Annotated in this window: 15 protein-coding genes and 1 pseudogene; 8 read left to right on the top strand and 8 right to left on the bottom strand. The window is 67.1% G+C overall.

What is annotated here, in order from left to right; translation table 11 throughout:
* Nucleotides 1-53: 53 nt before the first annotated feature.
* Nucleotides 54-896, bottom strand: coding sequence for a helix-turn-helix domain-containing protein (locus NNI01S_RS23625; RefSeq protein WP_063022329.1), 843 nt, complete (start codon nt 894-896; stop codon nt 54-56).
* Nucleotides 893-1393 (bottom strand): DUF6879 family protein, encoded by a 501-nt coding sequence (locus NNI01S_RS33785; protein ID WP_245676345.1) that lies wholly within the window; start codon nt 1391-1393, stop codon nt 893-895. The genes NNI01S_RS23625 and NNI01S_RS33785 overlap by 4 nt, the downstream gene beginning before the upstream one ends.
* A 1474-nt stretch (nt 1394-2867) precedes the next feature.
* On the opposite strand from NNI01S_RS33785, the gene NNI01S_RS23610 reads away from it, so the two are divergent.
* Nucleotides 2868-3074, top strand: coding sequence for a hypothetical protein (locus tag NNI01S_RS23610; protein ID WP_063022326.1), 207 nt, complete (start codon nt 2868-2870; stop codon nt 3072-3074).
* Between the two features lie 200 nt (nt 3075-3274).
* Here NNI01S_RS23610 and NNI01S_RS23605 read toward each other — a convergent pair whose 3' ends face one another.
* Together NNI01S_RS23605 and NNI01S_RS23600 are read right to left on the bottom strand one after the other, a co-directional pair.
* Nucleotides 3275-4813 carry an acyl-CoA synthetase gene (locus NNI01S_RS23605; protein WP_063022325.1) on the bottom strand — a complete coding sequence of 513 codons (1539 nt, stop codon included), beginning with the start codon at nt 4811-4813 and terminating at the stop codon, nt 3275-3277.
* A gap of 85 nt (nt 4814-4898) precedes the next feature.
* Nucleotides 4899-5933, bottom strand: a complete 1035-nt coding sequence (locus tag NNI01S_RS23600; RefSeq protein ID WP_063022324.1) for an LLM class F420-dependent oxidoreductase — start codon at nt 5931-5933, stop codon at nt 4899-4901.
* A gap of 115 nt (nt 5934-6048) precedes the next feature.
* Here NNI01S_RS23600 and NNI01S_RS23595 point away from each other — a divergent pair, with 115 nt between their 5' ends.
* From NNI01S_RS23595 to NNI01S_RS23575, 5 genes are read left to right on the top strand one after another with little or no spacing between them, the layout of a single operon-like run.
* Nucleotides 6049-7014: a Zn-ribbon domain-containing OB-fold protein gene (locus NNI01S_RS23595; protein ID WP_063022323.1), complete on the top strand. Its 966-nt coding sequence runs from the start codon at nt 6049-6051 to the stop codon at nt 7012-7014.
* Between the two features lie 12 nt (nt 7015-7026).
* The gene (locus tag NNI01S_RS23590; protein ID WP_063022322.1) at nt 7027-8058 is read left to right on the top strand and encodes a thiolase family protein; all 1032 of its coding nucleotides are present in this window, start codon (nt 7027-7029) and stop codon (nt 8056-8058) included.
* Nucleotides 8055-9275, top strand: coding sequence for a thiolase family protein (locus NNI01S_RS23585; protein WP_245676344.1), 1221 nt, complete (start codon nt 8055-8057; stop codon nt 9273-9275). The genes NNI01S_RS23590 and NNI01S_RS23585 overlap by 4 nt, the downstream gene beginning before the upstream one ends.
* A gap of 5 nt (nt 9276-9280) precedes the next feature.
* Complete coding sequence (locus tag NNI01S_RS23580) at nt 9281-10165, top strand: TIGR03619 family F420-dependent LLM class oxidoreductase (RefSeq protein ID WP_063022349.1); 885 nt, start codon at nt 9281-9283, stop codon at nt 10163-10165.
* Between the two features lie 28 nt (nt 10166-10193).
* A complete protein-coding gene (locus NNI01S_RS23575) occupies nt 10194-10613 on the top strand; it encodes a nuclear transport factor 2 family protein (protein WP_063022320.1) in 420 nt (139 codons plus the stop codon).
* Nucleotides 10614-10668: 55 nt separating this feature from the next.
* On the opposite strand, the gene NNI01S_RS23570 is transcribed toward NNI01S_RS23575, so the two are convergent.
* A complete protein-coding gene (locus tag NNI01S_RS23570) occupies nt 10669-11970 on the bottom strand; it encodes a cytochrome P450 (RefSeq protein WP_063022319.1) in 1302 nt (433 codons plus the stop codon).
* Between the two features lie 100 nt (nt 11971-12070).
* Here NNI01S_RS23570 and NNI01S_RS23565 point away from each other — a divergent pair, with 100 nt between their 5' ends.
* The gene (locus NNI01S_RS23565) at nt 12071-13234 is read left to right on the top strand and encodes a steroid 3-ketoacyl-CoA thiolase (RefSeq protein ID WP_063022318.1); all 1164 of its coding nucleotides are present in this window, start codon (nt 12071-12073) and stop codon (nt 13232-13234) included.
* A gap of 359 nt (nt 13235-13593) precedes the next feature.
* Nucleotides 13594-14010, top strand: a complete 417-nt coding sequence (locus NNI01S_RS23560; protein ID WP_011207048.1) for a helix-turn-helix domain-containing protein — start codon at nt 13594-13596, stop codon at nt 14008-14010.
* Nucleotides 14011-14290: 280 nt separating this feature from the next.
* Here the strand turns inward: NNI01S_RS23560 and NNI01S_RS23555 are convergent, their stop codons facing one another.
* The 3 genes and pseudogenes from NNI01S_RS23555 to NNI01S_RS23545 form a co-directional block, all read right to left on the bottom strand.
* The gene (locus tag NNI01S_RS23555; RefSeq protein WP_063022317.1) at nt 14291-15301 is read right to left on the bottom strand and encodes a hypothetical protein; all 1011 of its coding nucleotides are present in this window, start codon (nt 15299-15301) and stop codon (nt 14291-14293) included.
* Nucleotides 15298-15813 carry an ImmA/IrrE family metallo-endopeptidase gene (locus NNI01S_RS23550; protein ID WP_063022348.1) on the bottom strand — a complete coding sequence of 172 codons (516 nt, stop codon included), beginning with the start codon at nt 15811-15813 and terminating at the stop codon, nt 15298-15300. Before NNI01S_RS23550 ends, NNI01S_RS23555 begins: the two co-directional genes overlap by 4 nt.
* A gap of 11 nt (nt 15814-15824) precedes the next feature.
* Nucleotides 15825-16395: pseudogene (locus NNI01S_RS23545) on the bottom strand (hypothetical protein); the annotation flags it as partial.

Below are 16395 nucleotides of genomic sequence, written 5' to 3'. Positions count from 1 at the left end.
GAGTTTGCGGAGAAGGTTCCCGAACCGCTGACCAGCGAATACCCCCTGCACGGTCACGGTCGGGGCGTACGGGCGTCCAGCGCCTTGCGGATCAGCTCCCGTGCTGCTTCGCCGGTCACGGACTGACCGGCCAGGACATCGAACGTCCGGTGATACACCGCTATCTCTCGCGGCTGAGTGATCGACAGCTCTGCTGTTATGTTTTCGACCACGACACGGCTCGAATCGAACATCAGAAACGACGTGGTAGCCGTCTCGAACGGTGCCAGCATCGGCACGATTCCGAGCGTCACACGTGGCATACCTTGGACAGCTAAGAGCCGGTCGAGCTGGCCGACCATCGTCTGAGCGTCGCCAACGGTGGTATACAACGATTGTTCACCAAGGACGAAGTGGAACAAGTGATCCCGCTGATACAAGACTTGTTGCCGCTGCATCCGCTTGGATACACCCGCGTCCAGATCGTTCGGAATCTGCTGGAACTCGATCACCTTCCGCAGGATGCCCGCCGCGTAGTCGGCGGTCTGTAGAAGACCAGGAACCAAGACCGGTTCAAACGATCGGATGATCCGAGCTTCTGATTCCCACTTGATCGACGCTTGCTGTCTGCGCTTGGTTCCGGTACCGAGAATCTTCCGCCACTCGAGGTACGCGGTATCGATGCTCTGCCGCGCCGCGTGGAGGTCTGCTAGTTGGTCACCCGCGTCGCAGTGTCGGCAGTACACCGAGATGTCCTCTGGAGACGGGCGTATCCGGCCGTATTCGATCTTTGAGACCTTGCTTGGGTCCCATCCGCTACGGCGTGCCAACTCCGCACCGGACAACCCGGCGGCAACGCGAATACCTCGGAGTTGCGCCCCGAGATACTCGCGCTGCTGGTCAACTGAACCGGTCACCGTGTGACGTACTCCGGAAACGGAGTGGCAAGAGGCCAGAACCGGGCTCGGAGCCCGCGACAGTACGCGGCAATGTGCGGGTCGGTAGTTGCCGCACCGGACCAACCTCCGGACTCCCCGAACGCTGAGAAGACCACTGTTTCGTCATCAAGTAGCCAGTAGTCATCCGAAGGGACTTCCCCGGCATGATGCCGGGGAAGATATCGAATGTCTTCGCCTGCCCGTACATTGAGCGCTGCCACGGCAAGCGCGAACCGGGTGTAGTCGGTGTGCGGTTCGGTGACGATTCGTACCCGTGTGACCGCTACACCCCGGCTGGTCGTCTCCTGTATCAGCTCGGTCCACGGCTGGAACCATGCGTAGTCATCCGGCTCGTCTGCCAGGAATCGCCGGAACGGTTCATGCTCGTTCGGTTCGGCGTAGGTGTCGAGCACTTCGAGATGAAACGCTTCCCGCTTGCAGGTCCGGAGTAGGTCTGGAAACCCTTCATCGGGCACTAGCAGCACCGTAGAATGTCCTTTCTAGCTTCGGAACCTCTATAGCGGTTTCGTCGTCCGCGATGTCGAGCTGGGCGAGTAGTTCCGGTTCAGTGACCGGCCGACCGGTGAGCCGGAATGTTCCCCGGCCGGTGTCGGTCAACGTCGCACCGATGAACGTGTCCGGTTCCAAGAACCCGAGTAGCAGCTGTGGCAACTCGACTGTATCGGCCCGGTCCGTTTTCCATGCTTGGACGACGTACCCGCCGGGATCATTCGCCAGCAAAGTAGGGCACCCGTTGTTGGTGCTTCCGCCTTTGCCAAGGAAACGTAACGGCATCTGTGTACCTCCGAATCATGTCGTGCACGAGATTGCACGTACAGAACCGATTGTGGCTCAGTGATACCAGGTAAGCACTGGAAATCTTTGACTCGTGCACGATTGAGCACGATCGTGGACCGGCGCGGTAGACGATTCGTACCGTCGGGGTCGGCCCCCGTGACATGTGCCGCGAACCGGTCACGGGGTGCCTACCACTTGCCTACTACAGGGGGTTGAGATGACCACAGACGGAGACCAGCAACGCAGGCGCACAAAGCTTTACCCGTTTCCTGGTGGCGTGTTCGAACGGTGGGGTGACACCGGCGAGGCAGAGCCGGGCGTGTATGTCGAGTTCCACCACAGCCGGCAGTCGTGTAACGATGCTCGGGCGTTCGGCCCTGGTGAAGCGGAACGACTCGGTTCGGCGGACGACGAGACGGAGCCCGCGTGATGGGGTTGTTCATAGCCTTCGCTGTCCCGCTGGTCGCGTTCTTCGCGGTAGTGTTCTGGCCTCAGCGGATACCGAAACAGGGGCGGGACCGGATCGAACGCGAAGATACGCGTCAGCAAGGCGGTATCTAGATGACCGGCGAGGGTCTTCCGGAACGTGATCCCGGTACGAGATCGGGTCTGTTTCTTCTCTCCAGCTTTGACGAGTGGGAACCTCCAACGCCCGATCTTCTGGAGCGAGTTAGGTCCGGTCTGACATCGAAATCGGGGGATAACCGTTGAAAACCATTACTGGGCTGATCGCTGCGGCTGTGCTGATCGGCATGAGTCCAGCGGCTACCGGCACGGCCCACGCCGCCCGCAGTTGCGATTTCGAGTTCACGCACTCGGTGCCGACAGTGCTACCGCCCCAGATCACGGGCGACGGCATTGCCGCGTGTGATGTCCCGCCGGACGAACACATAATCGTCTTGGCGTTGCAGCACGAGGAGGTCGGTCGGTGGGAGGTTGTCTCTACCCGAACCGATTCGACCATCCCCCCACCGTTCCGGGGCGGTGGACACTCCTACGCGGTGTCGGCTGCGTGCTACGCCGGGAAGTGGCGTGTCAGCGTCGGTATACGCGGCAAGATTCAGGGGCACCAGTTCACCTACAACAACGCCTCCGGCGCGGTGGAGGTCCCGACCTCCAAGTGCCCTCACCGGTTCTGACCAGAGGAGCGGTATGTCTACCACGGAACCCCCCGGCGCACTCGACAAGGAAACCTCGGTGCGGCTACGAGACCAGCTCCAACAGATCACAGAGGAAGCGGGCCGGTACCTCGGTCCCGAGCACCGGGCCATAGCCGCATTGATCCAAGCTGCACGGGAGTTGGCCCTAGCCACCTTCCCCACGTCGGGGCGGTACGCCGAGTACACACCGGACGAGTGAGCCGGAGCGGAATCGAGACGACGTAAGCCCCCAGAGTCCGATCTCGCGGGGACGCGAATGCGCCCTTCACGGGAATCGTGAAGGGCGCATTCGCTTTCGGCGTCGTCGCGTGGCCGGGTCACAGCCCCAGCGGCCCGGCTACGCGGCGCGCCTACCGTCTGCCGGACGCTGCCCGACAGCCGTCCGTCCGGGGCCGAGTCTCAGGAGGCGGGAATGTACCGTTCCCGCAGCTTGCGCTTGTAGAGCTTGCCGTTGGGATCGCGCGGCAGTTCGGGTAGATAGTCGATCGACTTGGGCATCTTGTACTTCGCCAATTGGGTAGCGGCGAAAGCGAGCAGTTCCTCGGTGAGCGCGTCGTCGCCGTCGGTTCCGTCGGCGGGCTGCACGACGGCCTTCACTTCCTGGCCCCAATCCGGATGCGGGACGCCGAAGACCGCCACGTCGGCGACCTTCGGGTGGGTGATCAGGACGTTCTCGACCTCGGCCGGGTAGATGTTCACACCGCCGGACAGGATCAGATCCGAACGACGATCGTGCAGGTAGAGGTAGCCGTCCTCGTCGAGGTGGCCGATGTCGCCGACGGTGAACAGGTCACCGACGCGCGAGTCCTCGGTCTTGGCCTTGTCGTGGTGGTATTCGAAACTCGAAGCGCCCATGCGCATGTACACCAGACCGGTCTCCCCGGCCGGGACCTCGGTGCCGTCTTCCTCGCTGAGCACTTTGATCACCGACCACGGCCACGCCTTGCCGACCGAGCCCGGTTTGCGCAGCCAGTCGGCGCCGTTGATCACCGTGCCGCCGCCCTCGGTGGCCGCGTAGTACTCGGTGACCGTCGGCCCCCACCACTCGAGCATCTGCCGCTTGGTCTCCTGCGGGCAGGGCGCGGCGCCGTGCACCATGCTGCGCAGCGAGGACACGTCGTACTTGGCGCGTACCTCTTCCGGCAGTGCGAGCAGGCGATGGAACTGGGTGGGCACCATGTGACTGTGCGTCACCCGGTGCTTGTCGATCAGCCGCAGCATGTCCTCGGGATCCCAGCGATCCATCAGAACGAGCTTGTGGCCCAGCTGGATCGAGATGGTGGCGAAGTTCAGCACCGCCGTGTGGTACAGCGGCGAGCCGCAGATGTGCACATGGTCGTCGTAGGGTGCGAGCTCGAACAGGCCGAAGAACGCGGTGGTGTGCGGCGGGACGACATCGGGGTCCGCGCCGGTGAGCGGCCGCCGCACCCCCTTGGGCCGCCCGGTGGTTCCGGACGTGTAGAGCATGGGCGCGCCGGTGCTGCGGTCGGACGGACGCCCGGTGTCCGCGGCGCCCAGCCAGGACACCGATTTGAAGCCTTCGATCTCACCCACCGCGAAGCGCGCCGTCGCGGGCAACCCGGCCTCGTCGGCGGCGGCCTTGGCGGCGGCGGCGAAACGATCGCCGGCGATGAACGCCTTCGCTTCGCTGTCGGCCAGGATGTAGGCGACCTCCGGACCGGTGAGATGCCAGTTCACCGCGACGATGTACAACCCGGACTGGTAGGCCGCGAAATACGCCGCGATGGCTTCCACGCAGTTGTGCACCATGCTCACCAGCACGTCACCGGTGTTCAGGCCGAGCCCGCGCAGGCCGGTGGCGTAACGATTGGCGAGCGTGGCCAATTCGCGGTACGTCACCTCCCGGCCCGAGGGATCGACCATCGCGATCCGATCGGGTTCGGCTTCGGCGATGTTCCACAGACCGAGGATTTTCACTGGCTCCTGCCCGGGGGGATGGTGCGGAGGCGGGGCCGACGGGGCGGGTGAGGCAGTCACCCCAATGAATCTAGAACGTGTTCTACTATTCGACAAGGGGTGCGAGCCGATGCAATTGCGCGACATCGGGAACCGACACCAGCATCATGGTGACGCCCGCCGCCTCCCAGACCCGCAGCTGTTTGCGCACATGCTCCTCGTCGCCGATGATCGCGGTGTCCAGAATGAGCTCGTCCGGCACCGCCGCGGCGGCTTCGGCCTTCTTGCCGGATTGGAACAGCTTGCCGATCTCGTCGACCTCGCGGTCGTATCCCATCCGCCGGTACACCTGGGCGTGGAAGTTCAGCTCCGGCGCGCCCATGCCGCCGATGTAGAGCGCCATGATCCAGCGCATCCGCTCCAGCTCGCTCGCCGGGTCATCGGTGATCACCACCTGGCAACTCGCGGCGATCTCGAAGTCGTCCCTACTACGCCGCGCGCCCGCTCGCGCGAAGCCCTCGTCGAGCCACTCGTCGTACATGCCTGCCAGCCGGGGCGCGTAGTAGATGGCCAGCCAGCCGTCGGCGATCTCGGCGGTGAGTGCCACGTTCTTCGGCCCCTCCGCACCCAGCCAGATCGGCAAATCCGCACGTAGCGGATGCACGATCGGCTTCAGCGGCTTACCGAGCCCGATCGAGCCCGGCCCGGTGTAGGGCAGCGGGTAGTGCGGGCCGTCGCTGGTGACCGGCGCCTGCCGGGCGAGCACCTGGCGCACGATCCCGACGTACTCGCGGGTGCGCTGCAACGGCTTGGCGAACGGCTGGCCGTACCAGCCCTCGACCACCTGCGGGCCCGAGACGCCCAGACCGAGGATCGCGCGGCCGCCACTGAGATGGTCGAGGGTGAGAGCGTGCATGGCGGTCGCGGCGGGCGTGCGCGCCGACATCTGGACCACCGAGGTGCCCAGCCGCACCCGCCGCGTGGCGGAACCCCACCAGGTGAGCGGGCCGAAGGCGTCCGAGCCCCACGACTCGGCGGCGAAGACGGCGTCGAACCCGGCCTCCTCGGCCGCCACCACCAGCTCCCCCGCATTGGCGGGCGGCTGGGCCATCCAGTACCCGAGTTGCAATCCGAACTTCACGCCGGACCCCTTTCCGATCAACTGCTTGCCACCAGAGTTAGAACCTGTTCTACTCGATATCGTGACTCAGGGGAATACTGCATCCACGGCAATCGCTGGTGGTAGCGGCACGGCATTGAACACGGACGCCGTGCCCGAGGTACTCAGCGCGCCCCTGCGGGTGCGTTTCGATTACACCCGCTCCGTCGGCTCCACCATCGGAACCTTCCTGACCCGCTTGCGCGACCACAAGATCGTCGGCGCGCGCGGCTCGGACGGCCGGGTGATCGTGCCGCCGCCGGAATACGATCCGATCACCGCCGAACCGCTGACCGAGTTCGTCGACGTCGCCGACACCGGCACCGTCGAATCGTGGACCTGGGTGCGCGAGCCGCTGCCCGGCCAGCCGTTCGACCGTCCGTTCGCCTGGGCGCTGATCCGGTTGGACGGCGCGGACACCACGCTGCTGCACGCCGTCGACGTCGCCGCCCCAGAGGACATCCGGAAGGGCTTGCGGGTGACCGCCCGCTGGGCCGAGCAGACCGAGGGCAGCATTCGCGACATCGTCTGCTTCGAGCCGGGCGAAAAGTCCTCCGCACCAGCGGAATCCACCGCGGCCGACCCCGTCACCATGCTCGTCACGCCGGTCGATCTGTCCTACAAGCACACCGCCTCGCCGCAGGAAACCGTCTACCTGCGCGGACTCGCCGAAGGCAAGCTGATCGGCGCGCGCACCGACGCCGCGGGGAAGGTGTACTTCCCGCCGCGCGGCGCGAACCCGACCGACGGCAGGCCGACCAACGAATTCATCGAGTTGTCCGATCGCGGCACGGTCACCACCTTCTGCATCGTCAACGTGCCGTTCCTCGGGCAGCGGATCAAGCCGCCGTACGTCGCGGCCTACGTGCTGCTGGACGGCGCGGACATCCCCGTGCTGCACCTGGTGCTCGGATGCGACGCGAGCGAGGTGCGCATGGGCATGCGGGTGGAGGCGGTGTGGAAGCCGCGCGAGGAGTGGGGTTACGGCCTGGAGAACGTGGACCACTTCCGTCCCACCGGCGAGCCGGACGCCGAATACGAGACCTACTCCCATCACCTCTGAGAGAGGCGCACGTTGACTGACAACGCCACCGACATCGCGGTCGTGGGTTTCGCCCACGCGCCGCACGTGCCGGAGACCTTCGGCACCACCAACGGTGTCGAGATGCTGGTGCCCTGCTTCCAGCAGCTCTACGACCGGCTCGGCATCACCAAGTCCGACATCGACTTCTGGTGCTCGGGTTCGTCCGATTACCTTGCCGGGCGGGCCTTCTCGTTCATCTCGGCGATCGACGCCATCGGCGCGGTACCGCCGATCAACGAATCGCACGTTGAGATGGACGCGGCATGGGCCCTGTACGAGGCCTGGGTGAAACTGCGCTCGGGACAGGCCGAGACGGCCCTGGTGTACGGCTTCGGCAAGTCCTCCGCGGGCACGCTGCGCCAGGTGCTCACCATGCAGCTGGACCCGTACGTGGTCGCGCCGCTGTGGCCGGACGCCTGGTCCATCGCGGGCCTGCAGGCGCGCGCCGGTCTCGACGCGGGCCGCTGGACCGAGCGCGACATGGCGGCCGTGGCAGCCGGCGAGTCCGGTGACGCCGACAGCCTGCTCGACCAGCCGTACGTCGCCGATCCGCTGCGCGCGCACGACATCGCGCCGATCACCGACGGCGCGGCCGCGATCGTGCTGGCCGTGGGCGATCGCGCCCGCGAACTGTGCGAGCGCCCCGCGTGGATCACCGGCATGGCGCATCGGATCGACACTCCCGTACTCGGTGCGCGCGACCTCACCGTCTCGCCCTCGACGACCGCCGCGGCCAAGGCGGTCACCGGCGGCGACGTCAGCGGCTTCGATATCGCCGAACTGCACGCGCCGTTCAGCCATCAGCAGCTGATCCTCGCCGAGGCGATCGGGCTGACGAACGGCACGAAGGTGAATCCGTCCGGTGGCGCACTCGCGGCCCACCCGATGTTCGCCGCGGGACTGGAGCGCATCGGCTTCGCGGCCGAAGCGATCATCGCGGGCTCGGCGAACAAGGCGCTGGCCCACGCGACCAGCGGCCCCGCGCTGCAGCAGAACCTCGTGACCGTTTTGGAGAACAAATGACTACCGCATCGCGCAGTGATTCCTCGAGGGGTGGCGGCCGGGCGACGGGTGGGCCCTCGCCGGCCGCGGTGCTCGGCACCGGACAAACCCATCACGTGACGAAACGAACCGACGTCTCCATGTCGGGGATGTGCCGCGAGGCCATCGATCGCGCCCTGGCCGACGCCGGCCTCACCATCGCCGACATCGACGCGGTCGTGGTCGGCAAGGCGCCCGACGGGTTCGAGGGCGTCATGATGCCCGAACTGTTCATGGCGGACGCGCTCGGCGCGACCGGCAAGCCGCTGCTGCGGGTGCATACCGCCGGTTCGGTCGGCGGCTCCACCGGCATCGTCGCGACCAACCTGGTGCAGGCGGGCGTGCACAAGCGCGTACTCGCGGTGGCCTGGGAGAAGCAGTCGGAATCGAACGCCATGTGGGCGCTGTCGATTCCGGTGCCGTTCACCATGCCGGTCGGCGCGGGCGCGGGCGGGTACTTCGCGCCGCACGTGCGGTCCTACATCCGGCGCTCCAACGCGCCGGGCCACATCGGCGCCATGGTCGCGGTGAAGGATCGCCGCAACGGCGCCAAGAACCCGCTGGCCCACCTGAAGCAGCCCGACATCACGCTGGAATCGGTGCTCGCCTCGCAGATGCTGTGGGACCCGATCCGCTTCGACGAGACCTGCCCCTCCTCCGACGGCGCGTGCGCGATCGTACTCGGCGACGCGGAGGCCGCAGAGGCGGTGGAGGCCACCGGCCGGAAGGTGGCCTGGGTGCACGGCACCGCGATGCGCACCGAGCCGACCACCTTCGCCGGACGCGACCAGGTCAACCCACAGGCGGGCCGGGACGCGGCCGCCGCGCTGTGGGAGGCGGCGGGCATCACCAACCCGCTGGAGGAGATCGACGTGGCGGAGATCTACGTCCCGTTCTCCTGGTTCGAGCCGATGTGGCTGGAGAACCTCGGGTTCGTGCCGCAGGGCGACGGGTGGAAGCTCACCGACAAGGGCGAGACCGAGATCGGCGGCACCCTTCCGGTCAACCCGTCCGGCGGCGTACTGTCGTCCAACCCGATCGGCGCCTCCGGGCTCATCCGGTTCGCCGAGGCCGCCAAGCAGGTCATGCAGCGGGCCGGGGACTATCAGGTCGAGGGCGCGCGCAAGGCGCTGGGTCACGCGTACGGCGGCGGTTCGCAGTACTTCTCCATGTGGGTGGTCGGATCGGAGCGACGGTGACCCCGCTGCGGTTCACCGTCGGCATCGCGCTCAGTCCGCTGGACCAGCTGACGGAGCTCGCGAAAACTGCCGAGGAGTGCGGCTTCGCGTCCATCGCGCTGCCCGACTCGCTGTTCTACATGAAGTCGGCGGCCGCGAAGTATCCCTACACCGCCGACGGCAGCCGGTTCTGGGGGCCGGACACCCCCTGGGTCGACCCGCTCATCGGCGCGACGGCCATGGCCGCCGTCACCAGCCGCATCCGCTTCTACACGAACGTGCTGAAGCTGGGTTCGCGCAACCCGCTGCTGCTGGCCCGGCAGGTCGGCTCGGTGGCCAACCTGTCGGGTAACCGCTTCGGCTTCGGCGTCGGGATCGGCTGGGCGCCAGAGGAATTCGAGTGGTGCGGCGTGCCGTTCGCGCGCCGCGGCGCCCGGGTGGACGAGATGATCGAGGTCATCAAGCTGGTGCTGGCCGGTGGCATGGTGGAGTACCACGGCGAGTTCTTCGACTTCGATCCGTTGCAGATCAGCCCGGCGCCGAGCGAGCCGGTGCCCTTCTACATCGGCGGGCACACCGACGCGGCGCTGCGCCGCGCTGCTCGGGTGGGCGACGGCTGGACCTCGGCCATGATGACCTACGACGAACTGCGGCGCACCATCGGCGAGCTCGACGCGCTGCGCGCCCAGTTCGGCCGGACCGACGAGCCGTTCGAAATCCAGGCGGTGTGCGTCGACAGATTCGGCCGCTCCGGCTATCAGGACCTCGCCGACGCGGGCGTCACCGACGCGATCGTGGTGCCCTGGCTGGCCGACGGCATCGGCTTCGACGGTGAACTCGCCGCCAAGCAGGACTCGCTGCGCAAATTCGCGCAGCAGTACATCGCCGAACCCGTGCTCGCCGCACGGTGAGGCCCACCAGCTGGCCGAGGGAGGCCGTATGACCACTACCACCGAGCATCCCGCCCGGGCCGCCGGCCTCGCTTCGCAGGCCGCGGTGCGCGCCCGGGACAAACAGGCCTGGGTCGCGTTGTTCGCCGAAGACGGCATCGTGGAGGACCCCATCGGCCCCTCCGGCTTCGACCCGGAGGGCAAGGGCCACCGTGGCCCGGAGGCCATCGCCGCGTTCTGGGACAAGGCGATCGCGCAGACCGAGCTGATCGAGTTCCTGTTCGGCGACTCCTTCGCCTGCGGCAAGGAAGTCGCCTTCACCGGCACGATCCGCAGCACCATCGGCGGTCACCGGATCGACGCCGACGGCGTGTTCACCTACCGGGTGAACGACGACGGCAAGATCGCCGCCCTGCGCGCCTTCTGGGAGGTCGATCGCGCCATGAAGACCGCGCGGCCGGTCGACTGACACAACGGACCCACGAAGGGCCCTCGCACTGCGGTGCGAGGGCCGTTTTCGTGTCTCAGTGCGCGACCGGGCAGGTCTTGTAGTCGACCGGGAACTCCTTGATCCCGTTCAGCCAGCCCGACCGCAGCCGCTTCGCGTCGGCGACCTTGCTGATGTCGGGCAGGTGATCGGCGATGGCGTTGAAGATCAGGTCGATCTCCAGCCGGGCCAGATTCGCCCCGATGCAGAAGTGCGCGCCGGTGCCGCCGAAGGCCAGGTGCGGGTTGTCCGTGCGCATGATGTCGAACTTCTCCGGGTGATCGAAGACCTCCTCGTCGAAGTTGGCCGAGCGGTACAGCATGACCACCCGCTGGCCCTTTTTGATCTGCACGTCGCCGAGCTCGGTGTCCTCCAGCGCGGTGCGCTGGAACGAGGTGACCGGAGTGGCCCACCGGATGATCTCGTCGGCGGCCGTGGCGGGACGTTCCTTCTTGAACAGCTCCCACTGGTCCGGATTCTCCAGGAACGCGATCATGCCATGCGAGATGGCGTTGCGGGTGGTCTCGTTGCCCGCGACCGCGAGCATGATCACGAAGAAGCCGAACTCCTCCTCGGTGAGCTTGTCACCGTCGACATCGGCCTCGATCAGCGTGGTGACGATGTCGTCGGCCGGGCACTGCTTGCGCGCGGCCGCCATCTGGTAGGCGTAGCCGAGGATCTCCGCCGACGCCGCGACCGGGTCGGCCGTGCTCTCCGGGTCGTCGTAGCCGGTCATGTCGTTGGACCAGGTGAAGACCTTCATCCGGTCTTCCTGGGGGACGCCGATCAGCTCGGCGATGGCCTGCAGCGGCAGTTCGCACGCGATCTGGGTGACGAAGTCCCCGGAGCCCGACTGGGCCGCCGCCTTCACGATCGATTCCGCGCGGGCCGACAGCTCCGCCCGCAGGCCGTTGATGGCACGCGGGGTGAAGCCGCGGGAGATGATCTTGCGCAGCTTGGTGTGCTCGGGCGCGTCCATGTTCAGCAGGACGATCCGCTGCAGCTCGATCTGCTCGCGGGCGATGTCGTCGTTGAACCGCGGGATCGCGGTGTTCTCGTAACTGGAGAACACGTCGCTGCGCCGCGAGACCTCCTTGACGTCGGCGTGCTTGCTCACCACCCAGAAGCCGTCGTCGTGGAAGCCGCTGACCTCCGGCGACTGCGGATTCCACCAGATCGGCGCGGTCCGGCGCAGTTCGGCGAACTCCTCGACCGGAACACGCTCGGCATAGATGTCCGGGTCCGTGACGTCGAACCCGTCCGGAAGATTCGGCCGGGCATTCCGAGTGTCTACCACCAGATGTCTCCTTCGACAAACTGAAACACGTTCTATAATCATTGAAGCACAGGCGCGAGAACGAGGAAAGAAACCGGACAGATCCGCCCCTGACAAGTGCTATGAACGCGTTTCAGTTTTCTCTCCCAAAGGAAGGTTGGACATGGGCACACCCGTGATCGTCGAAGCCGCACGGACCCCGATCGGCAAGCGCGGCGGCTGGCTGGCCGGACTGCACGCGGCCGAACTGCTCGGCGCGGCTCAGCGCGGACTGCTCGAGCGCGCGCACCTGGACCCCGCGCAGGTCGAACAGGTCATCGGCGGCTGCGTCACCCAGGCGGGCGAGCAGTCCAACAACGTCACCCGCGTCGCCTGGCTGCACGCGGGCCTGCCCTGGCAGGTCGGCGCCACCACGATCGACACCCAGTGCGGCTCGGCGCAGCAGGCCAACCACCTCATCGCGGGCCTGATCGCGGCCGGCGCCATCGACATCGGCATGGCCTGCGGCGTGGAGGCGATGAGCCGGGTTCCGCTGGGCGCCAACGTCGGCGAGCACGCCGGCCCGCGCAGGCCCGCCTCGTGGAGTATCGACCTGCCCAACCAGTTCGAGGCAGCCGAGCGGATCGCCAGGCGCCGCGGCATCACTCGTGCGGACGTGGACGCCTTCGGCGCGCGTTCGCAGCGCCTGGCCGGGCAGGCATGGGCGGAAGGCCGGTTCGATCGCGAGGTGCTCACCGTCACCGCTCCCGCGGTGGACAAGGAAGGCAATCTCACCGGCGAAAAATTGGACGTGTCACGGGATCAGGGTCTGCGCGAGACCACGGTCGAAGGCCTGGCGAAGCTCAAGCCGGTGCTGGAAGGCGGCGTGCACACCGCGGGGTCGTCCTCGCAGATCTCGGACGGAGCCGCCGCGGTGCTGCTGATGGACGAAAAGGCCGCCCAGCGCGCCGGTTTGCGGCCTCGAGCGCGGATCGTCACACAAGCGGTGGTCGGGGCGGAACCGGAGTTCCACCTCGACGGTCCGGTGCAGGCGTGCACCCGGCTGCTGGAGCGGTCCGGCATGAGCATCGGGGACATCGACCTTTTCGAGATCAATGAAGCGTTCGCGTCGGTCGCACTTTCCTGGGCTTCTGTACACCAGCCGGACATGGATCGGGTTAATGTCAACGGCGGCGCCATCGCCCTCGGGCATCCGGTCGGCTCCACCGGATCACGCCTCATCACAACGGCTTTGCACGAGCTGGAGCGCTCCGATCGCAGCACCGCAATGGTGCTCATGTGCGCCGGTGGCGCACTCGCGACAGGAACGATCATCGAACGTTTGTAACTTCAACCATTTCGCGCGCGTTTGTTGAACATTCATCCCCCAGGGGCGCAAACGTGTCGTACGCCACACAAACCCATGTACCGCCGAGTCCATGAGATGTCAGCTATCTTGCGGCTATCAAGACCCCTTGCGACGAGACCGCAGCGACGGGCCAGAACCGGTTCGTACCGCGGCTTCTCGAGAGGCCTTGGGGTGACCCGCAAACGCGACCGTCCCAGCCCCTTCGCCGCCTTCCGACCTAGAAGCTTCAAGGAAATCCGGAATCAGGCGTAGGTTTTCAGTTACTGAGCCGCTAATATCAATGATACGTATCCGAGATAACGACTGTTAGTACAGCGAAGGGAATTGGGCGGCTCACAATGGCTGATTTCGCGGCGCGGCTGAACAAGCTGTTCGAAACCGTGCATCCCCCGGGGCGTAAGCCGCACACCAACGCGGAGGTTGCGGCGGCGCTGACGGCCTCCGGACATCCGATCTCGAAACCGTACCTGTCGCAGTTGCGGTCGGGACAACGGACGAACCCGTCGGATGAGACGGTGGCCGCCCTGGCGAAGTTCTTCAAAGTCAAGCCGGACTACTTCTTCAACGACATCTATGCCGCCAAGATCGATCACGATCTGGAGCTGCTGTCCCAGCTGCAGGGCTACGGACTGCGGCGGCTGTCGAGTAGAGCGTTCGACTTGTCCGAAGAATCACAGAACCTGCTCACGTCTATGGCGGAGAAGTTGCGGGCAAGCGAAGGGTTGCCCGAAATTCCTCCGGACGGCACCGAATAGGTTCTCCTGCACGGCAGCACAGTGCGACCCACCGGGTCGCACTGTGCTGTGTTATGCGCGCGTAAGCGCGCGTGCTGCGTGCGATCTGCCCCGAGAAATTGGGGCACGACCGTACGCCGGTTAGTGCTGCGGTCCGGATGGCATGTGCGCATAAGCGCATTCGGCGCCGTTCGACGGCCATCCTTCGCGCCGAACGAGATTCCCGATCCAACCGGTCTGTCCGAATAGTCCGACCGATCGCATCTTTTGCGCCGGATTGATCACATTCGCGCGAAGTCGATCAATTTCGAGCGGGTGCGGACGCGGTCGTACGATACGCCCGCGCGACGGCCTGCACCCAGCCCCGGGAACTAATGCCTTCGGGCGGAGCAATCCACCGCGCGTCCACCACGAACTCCCCCGCCGGGTCGCGCGCCCAGCGCGCCACCCGGTCGGCCCGGTCGGCGACCGAGGCCGGTGGCGGCGCCACCTCCGCAAGCACGAGTCCGCCGCCGGACTGCAGGTACAGCGCGTCGATGATCTGCGCCACCTGGTCGGAAGCGCGGAGCTGCGTGGAGAATCCGCTCTGTTCGTGCGCGACCACCTCGGGAAAGCGACCGACCATGACCCCGTGCAGCGCGCGGATCCGGTGCAACAGCACCCGCGCGCGCACCCACAGTTCCACCACGATCCACACCGCGCCCAGCGCGATGAGCAGGCTCGCGAGCTCCCAGAACGGCCAGGCCCAGGCCGGCTCGCCGGGCGCCGCCCTGGCCGCGTGCTGGAACGCGCGCCAGATCCGGCCCACGGCCAGCACCGCGACCAGCGCGGTGCCCGCCGTAAAGAGCGCGATGCCGCGACCGAGCGTGGTCCAGTCCAGATTGCGTAGACCCGTGACGACGATGAACGCGCACCCGACGGCCACGACCATCCACCCGGACGTGAACGACCAGGCCAGCGTAAGCACTATCGCGAACAGCCCGGCGCCATAGCCGAACAAGGCGATCTGCCGCAGATTCCGCCGGTCGACCACCGGCCAGGCGGCCGAGGCGACCACCGAGGTGGCCGTCGTGAAAGCGATCCAGCTCCCGGTGACGACTCCGTCGGACAACCAGCCCGCGCGCACACCACCCGGGACGAGATTGTCCAGCGCGACGGCGACCTCGGGCACCGCGACGGTGGCGGCGAGCGCGACGGCGGCCACCGCGACGACGATGGCCACCCGGGCCGTGGTCGCGGGCTTGACCAGGACGCGCCCCACCCGCGCGCCCGCGGCCGTCCAGACCAGCAGAGCCGTCAGCCACAGGGTCATCCGAGCGCCTCGTCGAATCGGAGGACCGAGACGCCCGCGCCCCGGCTGTTGAACACGCGCAGCCGGGTCATCAGCATCGCGGCGAACGTCTCGGCCTCCCACTCGGCGAGCTCGTCGGCGCCGTCGTCGACGATCCGCTGATGCGCGCGCAGGCTGAGCATGTAGGCGATCAGTTCGTCACTGGCCTCCAGCGTCACTTCGGGCGCGGGCGCGCCTTCGTGGTCGAAGACGATGTGACCGAGTTCGTGGGCGAGGGTGTGCTCGCGGCTCGGCAGGGTCTCCGCGAGCACGATCACGTCGCGGTCGGGGTAGTGGCGGCGCTGTCCGCAGACGCCGGGCCCCAGTCGCGCACTGGCGATCTCGATCTCGCGGCGGCGCTCGCTGGCTATGGCGAGGACGACGTCGTCGAGGGTGGTCGCGTCGAAGTCGGCGGCCACCGCGCACACGGCGTCGACGGCGGCGGCGACCCGGCGATACGACCGCGATCTGCTGCGTGTCCGGCTCTCGCTCATCGGCTGTCCTCTCACCGCCTCGGGAAGAACTGGGCACGCGCCGCGTCGATCCTGGCCTGCGCGGCCGCCGCACTGCGGAAGCTGAGCACACCGGATCCCGCGCCCGCCAAGCCGAGCACGATCAGTCCGCCGATTACCGACAAGAGTTCCGGCGCGGGAAGGGCGTCGGTGGAATTGGACGGGCGGATCGCCAGGGACGAAAGCTGTTGCGCCTGCGGCGGCGCGGGTGCGGCGAGGTTTGGCGCTGGTGTTGCGAGGTCGGGCGCGGATGCGGCGAGGTCGGGCGCGGATGCGGCGAGGTCGGGCGCGGCGAGCGGCGAGATTGTCGGCGCGCCTTGCGGAATAGGCGGCATCCCAGGCGGCACAGGAGTCGGGGCGGGTGGAACGGTCAGCGGCGGCAGCACGGGGGCGGGCGGAGCGGTCGCCTGCGGGAGCGGAATCAACAACAGCAGCAAGGGACTCGCGGACCCGACGGCCGCCGAACCCACGGCGGCGGAACCCGTTGCGGCCGAACCGGCCCCGGCTGAGCCGGTGGCCGCGGACCCGAGGCCCGCAGATCCGACCGCGGCGGAGCCGGTACCG

The sequence above is a fragment of the Nocardia niwae NBRC 108934 = DSM 45340 genome (assembly GCF_001613465.1).
Classification (GTDB): Bacteria; Actinomycetota; Actinomycetes; order Mycobacteriales; family Mycobacteriaceae; genus Nocardia; species Nocardia niwae.
Note: the sequence above shows the minus strand (reverse complement) of the source record. Positions and strands in the feature narration are given on the sequence as shown.